This is a genomic window from Oceanobacillus neutriphilus (assembly GCF_014645515.1).
Classification (GTDB): Bacteria; Bacillota; Bacilli; order Bacillales; family Amphibacillaceae; genus Oceanobacillus; species Oceanobacillus neutriphilus.
Genome location: NZ_BMLW01000005.1, coordinates 320,156 through 330,713 on the forward strand (window position 1 = coordinate 320,156; position 10,558 = coordinate 330,713).

At 33.9% G+C, this 10,558-nt stretch carries 13 protein-coding genes, 1 pseudogene and 1 other annotated feature; all 14 genes and pseudogenes read right to left on the reverse strand.

The window, feature by feature from the left end; genetic code table 11:
* Window positions 1-158: 158 nt before the first annotated feature.
* The 14 genes and pseudogenes from IEX29_RS10570 to IEX29_RS10640 all read right to left on the reverse strand — a co-directional run bounded on the left by IEX29_RS10570 (window position 159) and on the right by IEX29_RS10640 (window position 10,103).
* Window positions 159-1,382 (reverse strand): MFS transporter, encoded by a 1,224-nt coding sequence (locus IEX29_RS10570; protein WP_308423639.1) that lies wholly within the window; start codon window positions 1,380-1,382, stop codon window positions 159-161.
* A gap of 73 nt (window positions 1,383-1,455) precedes the next feature.
* Window positions 1,456-1,729 (reverse strand) — a binding site (T-box leader).
* 233 nt (window positions 1,730-1,962) lie between these two features.
* Window positions 1,963-2,490 (reverse strand): GNAT family N-acetyltransferase, encoded by a 528-nt coding sequence (locus IEX29_RS10575; protein ID WP_188734413.1) that lies wholly within the window; start codon window positions 2,488-2,490, stop codon window positions 1,963-1,965.
* 134 nt (window positions 2,491-2,624) lie between these two features.
* Window positions 2,625-3,440, reverse strand: a complete 816-nt coding sequence (locus IEX29_RS10580) for a lipid II flippase Amj family protein (RefSeq protein WP_188734414.1) — start codon at window positions 3,438-3,440, stop codon at window positions 2,625-2,627.
* 93 nt (window positions 3,441-3,533) lie between these two features.
* Window positions 3,534-4,204: pseudogene (locus tag IEX29_RS10590) on the reverse strand (YdeJ family lipoprotein).
* A 153-nt stretch (window positions 4,205-4,357) separates the two neighbouring features.
* Window positions 4,358-4,861, reverse strand: coding sequence for a GNAT family N-acetyltransferase (locus IEX29_RS10595; RefSeq protein WP_188734417.1), 504 nt, complete (start codon window positions 4,859-4,861; stop codon window positions 4,358-4,360).
* Window positions 4,862-4,922: 61 nt separating this feature from the next.
* Window positions 4,923-5,108, reverse strand: coding sequence for a hypothetical protein (locus IEX29_RS10600; protein WP_188734418.1), 186 nt, complete (start codon window positions 5,106-5,108; stop codon window positions 4,923-4,925).
* A gap of 313 nt (window positions 5,109-5,421) precedes the next feature.
* The gene (locus IEX29_RS10605; RefSeq protein ID WP_188734419.1) at window positions 5,422-5,709 is read right to left on the reverse strand and encodes a hypothetical protein; all 288 of its coding nucleotides are present in this window, start codon (window positions 5,707-5,709) and stop codon (window positions 5,422-5,424) included.
* A 145-nt stretch (window positions 5,710-5,854) separates the two neighbouring features.
* The gene (locus tag IEX29_RS10610; RefSeq protein ID WP_188734420.1) at window positions 5,855-6,394 is read right to left on the reverse strand and encodes a GNAT family N-acetyltransferase; all 540 of its coding nucleotides are present in this window, start codon (window positions 6,392-6,394) and stop codon (window positions 5,855-5,857) included.
* Between the two features lie 165 nt (window positions 6,395-6,559).
* Window positions 6,560-7,312 carry a PIG-L deacetylase family protein gene (locus IEX29_RS10615; RefSeq protein WP_188734421.1) on the reverse strand — a complete coding sequence of 251 codons (753 nt, stop codon included), beginning with the start codon at window positions 7,310-7,312 and terminating at the stop codon, window positions 6,560-6,562.
* Between the two features lie 22 nt (window positions 7,313-7,334).
* Complete coding sequence (gene rpe, locus IEX29_RS10620) at window positions 7,335-7,985, reverse strand: ribulose-phosphate 3-epimerase (protein WP_188734422.1); 651 nt, start codon at window positions 7,983-7,985, stop codon at window positions 7,335-7,337.
* A gap of 85 nt (window positions 7,986-8,070) precedes the next feature.
* Complete coding sequence (locus tag IEX29_RS10625) at window positions 8,071-8,556, reverse strand: GNAT family N-acetyltransferase (RefSeq protein ID WP_188734423.1); 486 nt, start codon at window positions 8,554-8,556, stop codon at window positions 8,071-8,073.
* A 28-nt stretch (window positions 8,557-8,584) separates the two neighbouring features.
* The gene (locus IEX29_RS10630) at window positions 8,585-8,875 is read right to left on the reverse strand and encodes a MazG-like family protein (protein WP_188734424.1); all 291 of its coding nucleotides are present in this window, start codon (window positions 8,873-8,875) and stop codon (window positions 8,585-8,587) included.
* Window positions 8,876-8,941: 66 nt separating this feature from the next.
* Window positions 8,942-9,259: a divalent cation tolerance protein CutA gene (cutA, locus tag IEX29_RS10635; RefSeq protein WP_188734425.1), complete on the reverse strand. Its 318-nt coding sequence runs from the start codon at window positions 9,257-9,259 to the stop codon at window positions 8,942-8,944.
* A gap of 88 nt (window positions 9,260-9,347) precedes the next feature.
* Complete coding sequence (locus tag IEX29_RS10640) at window positions 9,348-10,103, reverse strand: class I SAM-dependent methyltransferase (protein WP_188734450.1); 756 nt, start codon at window positions 10,101-10,103, stop codon at window positions 9,348-9,350.
* Between the last annotated feature and the right edge of the window lie 455 nt (window positions 10,104-10,558).

Here is a 10,558-nt window from a genome sequence, read left to right on the forward strand (position 1 = left end):
TGATAGATAATCCAGAATACAAGACCTTATCTATAGACAATTACTTTATAGTTTTTCATAAAAATGAACACCTTTTAATTTCTTACATTACTAAGTACATATACTCGCCCCTTTGTTTTATTTGTACAGGTAGAAATTTTTCTCTGTTCTAATATTTTCTAACCCGCTTCTTCTTGATGGTAGTAATTCCTTTTAGATTTTTTCAACACCATCCAGTTAATGATTATTCCCAGAATGAAAAAAGCAAACGAACCAATAATATAAATTTGCCGAAGCTCGAATAGTTCTGCAAATATCCCGATTGCAGCTGTAAACAGGATAATAAACAAAGCCTCTACCAGCCCAAAGACACTTGAAAATCTTCCCATCATCTCTATTGGTACGTTGTTTTGATAAAAAGTTAAAAATCCTGTATTTGCGAATGACAAGGAGAATGTTAATAGAAAAAATCCAATAGAAGCCATCCAAAAATCATTCGAAAAGGCAAATATTAAATAGCCGACTGAAGTAAAAATAGCTCCAAACCCAATGAGGATATTCAGCTTTAAATACTTCGTAAATAAAGCATTTATCAATGAACCAGCGATGATTCCAGTCCCTGCTATACTTACAAGAAAGCCATAGGTACTTTCAGACAACGAAAGAACTTCGGTAGCAAATGCTGCTTCTAAGGAATCTAACGCACTCATAAACACAATCACTCCGCTAAAAAGAACATAGACCAAAGCAATATGCGTATTTAATTTACTGAATCTGACAACTCTTTTCCAATCACTTAGAATGATTGCCATATTGATTTTTTCTGAAATAACCTTTTCATTTCGTAATTCCAGGTTAGGAAGAAACAGGATAATAATTGCTGATATAAATAAAGCAATTGCATTTAATTGAATTGCTAAATATGGAGAACCGAACATAAACAAAACGCCTGCAATGGAAGGTCCTAATATAAATCCGCATGAATTAATAAAATTTCTAAGTGCATTAAACCTTTGCCGATCTCCTTTAGGAACTAACTTTGTCATATAAACCATAGAAGTCGGTGTGAAAATGGAACTAGCTATATTAATGATAAAAACAAATACATAAATCAGAATGATCGAATCCATAAATGGCAGTACCAGTATGAGTGTTGCTCTTATTACATCTAATGAAATCATTAAATTTCTTTTATTTAGCCGGTCGATAAAACTGCCAGACCAAAAATTTGTGCATAAGGTTGCTGCAGGTATTAATATATATAGTATGGATACTGCTAATGGAGAAGCCGTCATATCCAATACAATTAAGTTAAGCGCAATTAAATAAACCCATGCTCCTAAATTTGAAATCCCAATACCCGCTAAAAGTAATAATGGATCTTTCCATTTCATAAACTTCATTTTAAGCCCTCCTAAATTCAAGATTTTCTATTATTTCGTAATAAAAAAGAATCTCACCCCCAAAGTTATTAACTTTGAGGACGAGACTCCCTGAATTTAGAAGTTCGTGGTGCCACCCCACTTTGTCTCTATGTCACCATAGAAACCTTTTCAAGTACTGCATCATCTTAAATAATGTTTATACTCTATCTTTATAACGGGAGAACCCGGCACACTATCCGTCATTTAAAAACTTCCAATGTGCGGCTCCGAGACTTGATTCAATGTATGATTACATCCTCCATTTCCAGCTGCAGGAGTTCTCTGCTATGCTTGCATACATTTACTCTTCTCTTCATTGCCTTTTGCATAAATTTATTTAATTGGCCAAATAAAAATTATTAGTATGAATAATAGCCCAGACGTTTGTCTTTGTCAATCTTTTCCTTGGAAAAAGCTTTTACTATTTGCTAATTTATAGTACCTGTAAAATCTATTTCAGGACCCTTTTTAAGGTCCGATCTAGTATGGTGAAAAAGAACTTCTTGTTTAATGGCACGCTTATTATAATGGAACAGAACTTGATATGGAAAACGAGCAATTACATATTCCTCCATTCATTCTCTAACATACTCATTTCCCATAAACTCCAATACTCATCTCCTGCTTTCCTAACATCTCTAAGTAAACCTTCTTTCACAAAACCAGCCTTTTCATAACTCTTTATAGCTGATTCATTAAAAGTAAATACACCTAATCCAACTCTATGTAAGGACAGATGATCAAAAGCAACTTTGAGTACTTCAGTTACCATTTTCTGACCTATGCCTTTACCACGTATATTCTGGTTACCTAGTAATACCTTTCCTATTCTTGCAGAACGGTTCTTTAAATCAATATTGTTTAGAGAAATATGTCCAATAGTTTCATTGGTTTTATCTAAAACGACTTTATAAATAAGTACTTTAGAGTTTTCTTCATTGGCACCTTTTATATACTGATTTAATTGTGTTACATCTAAGGGGTAACTAAAATGTGGTCCTGCCCATTGCATAAGAAACTCTGGTGAATCAATCCAACTTATTAACAAATCAAAATCCTGTCTATTAAAATGTTCTAATCTAATCAATGGCATTCAGCCCCCCGTTATTTTGTGTTTCAAATTCCATATTACTATTTAAGAATGTTGCATTCTTTAACTTCATTTAACTACCTCTTTTTCTAATCAGGTTACTTCAATTGCATCTATTTGCGGAAATAACCTCAAACTATAAACTGTGTAAACCAAGCAATATATTTTGCGCCAGGAATAAAGAACAACTGTGCCAGTAATGTACCTAATAGCCTCGACGTAACCATCATCAAGGAAATATTTTTAAGCGTTTGATAGCTGCCTCTCTGATTAACAACATCATCTGCAACCACTGATACCTTTGGATCAACAAAAATCACTAGCAATATTGTTGCCATACCATTTATTAAACCGGATGCCATAATGGCTGTTGATGCGCGTTCGGGTGCTAACAATGCTGCATATAAGGCAGACAGCACACCAATTGTATATATTGCTGTTATAACCATATTAACCAAAAATAACCTTATTGGGATATCTTTCATTTTAGTGTTTTTCAGATATGAAAATTTAGGCAAACTGAAATGCGTGATACTCCGTTTTATATACTGTAAAGAGAATAACCTTTTAAATAAAGACGGAACAGATCCCTTCTCTTCAGACAAATGAATAATCGTCCTTGAAAATAAAGCGATAAAAGTTGGGAGTAAAAGTATCCCGAAAAGGGTGCCGACTGTTGAAGCGCCTATAAGAAAACGGAATTGTGTCGCAACAAACTCTTGCGCACTATTACCTGGCGCAGTGTCAATTAAGCTTCCTGTAAAAGGCTGCTGCATCATATTTGCCAATCTCGAAATCATTACCATTATATTGAAAAGGGATAAAGCTGAAGCAATCATTCTTACTCTTGCTCCTGACAATCTCACAGCATAAGCGAGCGTTTCAATCGAATGAATAATAAAAATAAATAAAGCTATGTAAATTAATTTCTCAGTAACAATCTCCAATTGTACTACCTTCTTTTTTAATCTTTTTTGAAAAGGGTAAATGAATCACATCTTGCTAGCAGTTATAACTTGAATACTTCTAATAAACAATTTCTATTTTTGAAGTCTAATAGCTTTGTCAATCAAATTTTTGATATCTTCATCATTACCAGTTTCAATATAAATCAACTCTGTATTTTTAAGGATATCCTCCGTATACGCTGCCATTGTTTCATCTATTTGTTCAGCACTAGGCCAGTGCGAGGGAATATTGTATAGATTAATTGTTCCATCACCGTTACCACTATAAGTCACTGTACCTCTGCCATAACTTTTCCTTGTAGTGTAATAACATCTTCTGGATAATCAGCGCTATCCTCTTCATTTGGGTTCACTTGCTCTCCTGCCGCAACATGAGAAACATTCAATTCCTCTATGTCTTGATTACCTACAATTTGTAACCAAACACGAGCATATTCTATCTCCTCTGCAGTGTAACCATCTAGTAAACTGTCATTTCCATTTTCAGAGACATCTTCTCCTGAATTTTCAGAAGCGCCATCCTCTTCATTTTCAGCAGTATTTTCTGAAGTATTGTCTTCTCCTGAATCTTTAGAAGCATCTTCTTCTTCAGAGATAACTTCTACTTTATCATCAGTTGCATCTGGTTCGTTTTCAATTCGTTCCATGGCAGAATCATTTTCCGGGCTATCTGCTGCTGACCCATCCTCCGAATCGTTTGAACATGCAGCAAGTAAAGATAAAAGCAATAGCATAGAAACCATATTGCATAAATATACTTTATACTTCTTCACCAAGATTCCTCTCCTTATTTTTAATTTTAAAATTTCTCTTTTTTGGATTTCTTAAATATATTTGTAAAAGCTTTCATTTTTATTATAAACCTAAAACAAGGAAAAGTTAGCAAATAAAAGTATTTATATTTGCCGTTTATACCTCAAGGAAATGTAATCATCCTTTTCTTTATTGTGGTACCCTTTCTGTTCATATTGGAATTGGAAACCCTTTGCTTCATAAAAAGGAATACCCTTTTGATTTCCTTTTTGAACAGAAACCCACTGCTCTGTAGCCCCGAATTCCTTTTGTTGGTTAGTTATTGCATTAAGTAATAGAGTACCTATTCCCTCATTTCGTCTATTAGGATCTAAATAGAGAACAAAAATTTCACTAGAAGTATCACTAATCATTCCGCCTCCACCAGCTCCTACGATTTCATCATTTTCTATCGCAACAAAATATCCTCCCCATTCCTTAGACACAAGAGTAACCTCGTTTAAAATTCTTTGCCTATTATAAAAGTCACTTATTACTGTCTCAATATACTCTTTTGAGTAAATATCACTGTAGGTTGTCCAATAGCCTTCTGTACAAACTTTCGCTATCCCCTCTACATGTGTAGAACTTCCTTTACAAATTTCCATTCTGAATCATTCCTCCACCACATTTGACATAGAACCAATTTATTTTATTTCTCTGACTACATCATATTAATTTAGTTTCTTTTTTTTGCTTATTAAAGAAATAGAGAAAAATCAACTCGAATACAAGCCAAGTTATAAATAAAGCAGCTAAGATAGGCATTGGTGAATCAATCACTAAAAATAAAACAAATGAAACAATAAAGAAACATATAGTTATTAATATCATTAGTTTCAGATATTTTTTCATTTATACCACCTCCCTCAATAAATAGTTATACCCCTCTCTTTATTTAGCTCTTAAATACAAGTAAGCACCAAACGAATTAATGTATAGAATTTTCAAACAATTAACCCTATCATAATCAAAGATATGAATGACGTGTCTTCTTTTTCAAACTGCTACTATGCATCTTTATATAAACACGATTCAGTGGGTATAAAGTTTCATTTTGCTTATATTTGTTTATTATTCTTTCTCCATATACCCACAGCGTACAGGAACTTTGATTCTCCGGATCAAGAAAGCCGCATAACGGAGACAAACTTCTCCTTCTAATAAGTTATTGCTTCTTACCTTTTCTTTCTAAAAATATAGGTGCTATATTTAGCAAGATAGAAACAATTGTCAAAAACCATAATGCCGTTCCCATGCCAGGTACTACATCCGATAAAGCTGCCCAATCTTCTGCTTTTACCCACTCCGATGCTAGGCTGTATCCTGCACAGATGGTTAATGCTGTAAATGATAGGCCCATCGCCATAGCAAGCTTATAATCCTTTCCTGTTCTATACAAATAAAGATTTATAAAAGTTGCTGCTACAGCGATAATTCCTAATATTACCCACATAACCAGACCTCCATATATTTTTATTTATGTCCTATAATAATACGCAGTTTTGCACGGCTAATATTGTGCTTTCTTTTTGCCTTTTTGCTATTGACTTCGCATAGTTGGTCTTATATTGTACGATGCACTATTCAATTTGTTAGCTTTATAATCCGAGTCTGGCACCTACTTCTGCATACTCTATATCTTTTCTTTCTGCATTCCAGTTATCCCCTGTTTGTCCGTCCCATATCGCTCCTGTTTCAACGAAACCGACAGAAGCAAACAACTTCCGGACGGCTTCGTTTACCATCCAATATGATGTAGCAACTGCATCGGCTTTTCCTTGTGGAAACGACTTTATGTAATCAATAACTTTCATCATTGCTTGTTTGCCAAATCCTTTGCCTTGATGCTTTTTATCAATCATAAAGCGATTAAGTCCATAAGTAGATTTATCTCCATATTTTTCACACAAAATTGAACTTTCCGCCAGTTCGAAAAATCCAATATCGACATATCCTATGACTTCATCATTGTTGCATATAGCGAAGATCATAGGAGGTTTTTCGTCGTTGAGTATCTTTACGTAGGCTTTAGCCAAACAATATATGCTGGAATCCACATTTCTTTTCTGCTCGTCTGTTATACTTAACTCCAACATTGCCTCAAAATTATCGTGGGTAATTTTTCTTAATTCAATCATTTTTCTTCCCTGCTCCCTATAATATAAATTCGCTGCACCTGCCCATAACAGCGCTCCCTCTTGATGCCATGCGGAACACTAGGGGATGGGGCGGCTGCCGGACAGCGTTCCCCGTACTCCGTGCCTTAACAACGGTAATAAAAGAAAATACTAACAATAAAAATATCACATATCTATCGCATCTACATTGCTATGCAGGAACATTAGCGGTAAAATTTTAAAACTCTCTGCATATTGGGAATCATCCTCTATTTGCTTTGCTGATTCCGTTGCTTTATAAGAAAGATAATTGGTTATAAACATTAGATAGTCTCCAGAAAACTGGCTCTTATGTGCTGCAATAGCCTTTAATTTTTTCTCCCAAAAGCTATCTGCATTCATAAATGTGTTCGGATTCTTAGTTGTATAGTAGGCCATTGCTTGAACTCTATGTTCTTTAAGGTCTGCTTCCAGCTGTTCTGGATAAAATCTTGCATTTCCACTTATTCGGGCTGCGAAAGATACAACCTTACCAGTCACAATATGATCAAGATGTGTTTCATAATCAAGCCAAGGATCTACAGTAAAAATAATATCGGGGCGTACTGTACGGATTACTCTTACTAACTCTCGCCTCAATTCTTCGCTATCATATATGTGTCCATCGGGAAAATCCAGCCAGTGTAATTTATTAACACCTAGAATGGAACTGGCTTCTTCTTGCTCCTTTTTTCTTATTTCTATCAATTTCTGAGTGGGCAAACTTTTATCATTACTCCCTGATCCACCATCAGTAACAGTAAGATAATGCACATCCACCCCTTCAAAAGCAAGCTTTGCTATGGTTGCGCCAGCTCCAAATTCATTATCGTCAGGGTGTGGCTGAATACATAATGCTCGTTTCATCTCTAATGGATTTGGTATTTCAAATGGTATCATCTACTTCACCTCATTTTTATTATTATGATTCTTTAAGAGTCTGTATTGTATTCTTGAAATTATCTGATTCAAAAATTGTTGAACCCGAAACCAAAATATCGATTTTATTTTCCACACAAATTTTTGCGGTGTGTTCATTAATTCCTCCATCTACCTCAAATAACAGGTTCGTTAATTCGTGCTTCCTTCTGTATCTGTCTGCTTCAGCCATTTTATCCACTACACGATGTATAAACTTTTGTCCGCCAAAGCCGGGATTGATTGTCATAAAGAGTAATAAGTCAATCTCGTGCATATAAGGCAGAATGGTTTCCAGCTCTGTTTCCGGATTTAAGGCGATGCCAGCTTTAGCTCCATTATTCTTTATCAATTCCAGACAATATTCCAATTTTTCTGTAGATTCTGGACGAACAGTTATATAATCAGCGCCTAATTCAATAAATTTTTTGATGAAATTTTCCGGATTATGAATCATCAAATGTACATCCTTCGGCAAATCAGAGTAGGTATTAATAACCTCCATAACAGGGATGCCAAAAGTAATATTAGGTACAAACTGTCCGTCCATAATATCGATATGTAATAAATCTGCTCCTGCCCTTTTCACTTTTTCCAATTCATTATTTAAATGTCCAAAATCTGCCGCTAAAACAGATGATGCTATCAACGTCATATTATCACTCCAAATAGTCTTTTACTTTAAATACATTTCTGCAGCATTTCTACATTTATATAGAAGAAAGATATCTTGAATTTAATTAGGAGGGCTTAATAGAATAGATTGCCTGTTCAGCTCCAAATCTGCTCATTGTTTGTTCTAATTCCATACCTGCTCTCTCTAAAAGCTTACACGAGGAGATATTTGCAGTTTGTGTTTCAGCAATTATTTTGGAAAGACTTAATTCATTGAAGCCAAAATTAATTACTAACTGAACTGCCTCTTTTGCATAACCCTTTCCCCACCAATGTGGTAAAAACTGATATGAAATTTCAAGATACTCGCCATCATGATGAGGATCAAGTGAAACTAATCCCATAAAATTATCTGTGTGTTTTTCTCTGACAGTCCAATAATAACAATCATCACTTGTCATAAGCATTTCATCCAATGCTGCCTCAATGGACTCTTCTTGACGAACTCCTCCCAGAAATTTTCTTACCTCTTGATTTGTATATAATTTTTTCATATCATCATAATCAGACTTTTGAAAGGTTTTCATCGTACATCGTTTTGTTTCCAACAACTAAAATCATCTCCTGAATCAAATATAATCACATATGGGATTTCCACTTTAATATTTTCTCTTTTAATAAACTCTCTAATTCTTGTTCATTATCACATATTTTGTAAAATAATGACATAGTGACTAAAAGTACGTCAACACATTCTTCCTTCACATCCTGAATATTTAATTCTTTGTACTCGCTTCCCTTAGCTTTATTGTGAGAGAGTACTGCCTGTGAAGTTTCCCCGACTTCTTCAGCTAATTTAAGAACCATTTGTTCAACCGTTTTCTCTTCCTTGTCGCTTAAAGCTTTTATTTCTTTCAATAAATCTTCCATTTCAAGCACACCTTTCAATTGGATATTTTATAAATATATTACAGTTCCTTTTAATAATAGAGTTGATCATTTTAATAGAGATAATACGTTAATAACAGGCTCTTCATAAGGATGAACACTTCTAATAATGTTTTCCACTTCTTCTATCTTCTCATATAAGCATTTAAATTCCATTTTACATTCTGTACCAAATGATATTTCACCAATAGAACCATTAAATGGAGTTGCTTCCTCTAACGGTCTCCAATAACCTTTTACCATTGAATAAGAAATAACATGATCATAATTGCCAACTCTAAGAACGCCAATGTCATTTAACGCATTTCTTACCTTTTCTATATACTCTTCTGGCAATAGGACTTCCATTTTTACATATTTATTCATCAATTGGCCTCCTAAATTATAATTGCACGCTGAACCAGTATGTTTTATATGTATTTAAATCAAAACTTTCTAGCAAATGAATAGCTTGCTATGATTTTCCAATTACACCAAACACTCTATAAGGTATTTCAAATGGACCATCTGTTTGTTTACTTAAAAAGTTTTCAAGCTTTTGGTTAAATAACACAATATCATTTTCTCTTAACGCACCGCCAATTTCCGGACTAGTTTGAATTCTTCCAATCCAATTTTCTATGCAATAATTTACTTTTACATCAAATGAAAATGTCTCTACTTGAGAGAAACCTGCATTATAAATATCGTCAGCCCATTCTGGAAACATCAATGTCTCGCTAGCCCTTTTTGATGTTGGATTAAACGTTTCAATTAGCTCTTGAGTATACATGGTAATATCATTCTTAAAAGGAATCCATTCATAATTAATAATAGCAAGCCTCCCATTATTTTGAAGAACACGATGAACTTCTTCAGCTACTTTTACTTTATTAAACCAGTGCCAACAAAAAACAGCTGTAACGATTTCATAAGAAGCATCTTCAAATGGCATATTTTCCACATTTCCTATTAAATAATTTATTGGCAATTGATCTTTCCGATTAATCTGTTTAGCTTGTTCTATTAATTCCGTAGACAGGTCAATTCCAGTTACCTTGCAGCCCTTTTTAGCTATGTCTCTTGCAAATAGACCATTAGCCGTTCCAATATCGAGTATATATTGCCCTGTAAGACCTATGTTATATTCTTTTAATCTCTCAAAGAGTTCTTCTGGATATCCATGTCTATATCTTATATATTTATCTGACGTTCCATCTAAACTTAAAATGAGAAGTCACTCCTTCAAATATTGAATTATTCTTAAAATTTTAATTAAGCTTTTATTCCAAGTGTATCATTTATATTTCATGAATCATTTGAAGTTTTTTTCACCAAGTGAAATTGTAAATTAATCCTCATCTGATACATTTGAATGAACAATTTCTGTATCATACATATCTATCCATGAAAGCTCAACCAGTTAGTTGATTCTTTAGGCGCGAGAGATTGTTCAAACGGAAACATCGGCAAAGCACCTTCTCAACTGTTGGATATGTGCTTGATGATAGCGATTATGATCTGAAATATGCCATATTCACCATTGGATATTTAAATTACATATTTTTTATACATATAAATTATCACTAGCATTGCATTAATTATGTCTAATAATACAAAATAATCCTAATTTTCGGTTTTTACTGTTTTAAGCCATAAAAAAATCCTTTATAATGAATTGGTCAG

Excerpts from the sequence above, each read along its gene's own strand:
- IEX29_RS10600 (WP_188734418.1), bottom strand. The coding sequence starts at position 5,108 with ATGAAAAAATATCTGAAACTAATGATATTAATAACTATATGTTTCTTT.
- rpe (WP_188734422.1), bottom strand. The coding sequence starts at position 7,985 with ATGACGTTGATAGCATCATCTGTTTTAGCGGCAGATTTTGGACATTTA.
- cutA (WP_188734425.1), bottom strand. The coding sequence starts at position 9,259 with ATGAATAAATATGTAAAAATGGAAGTCCTATTGCCAGAAGAGTATATA.
- IEX29_RS10595 (WP_188734417.1), bottom strand. The coding sequence starts at position 4,861 with ATGGAAATTTGTAAAGGAAGTTCTACACATGTAGAGGGGATAGCGAAA.
- IEX29_RS10630 (WP_188734424.1), bottom strand. The coding sequence starts at position 8,875 with ATGGAAGATTTATTGAAAGAAATAAAAGCTTTAAGCGACAAGGAAGAG.
- IEX29_RS10605 (WP_188734419.1), bottom strand. The coding sequence starts at position 5,709 with ATGTGGGTAATATTAGGAATTATCGCTGTAGCAGCAACTTTTATAAAT.
- IEX29_RS10570 (WP_308423639.1), bottom strand. The coding sequence starts at position 1,382 with ATGAAGTTTATGAAATGGAAAGATCCATTATTACTTTTAGCGGGTATT.
- IEX29_RS10615 (WP_188734421.1), bottom strand. The coding sequence starts at position 7,312 with ATGATACCATTTGAAATACCAAATCCATTAGAGATGAAACGAGCATTA.
- IEX29_RS10610 (WP_188734420.1), bottom strand. The coding sequence starts at position 6,394 with ATGATTGAATTAAGAAAAATTACCCACGATAATTTTGAGGCAATGTTG.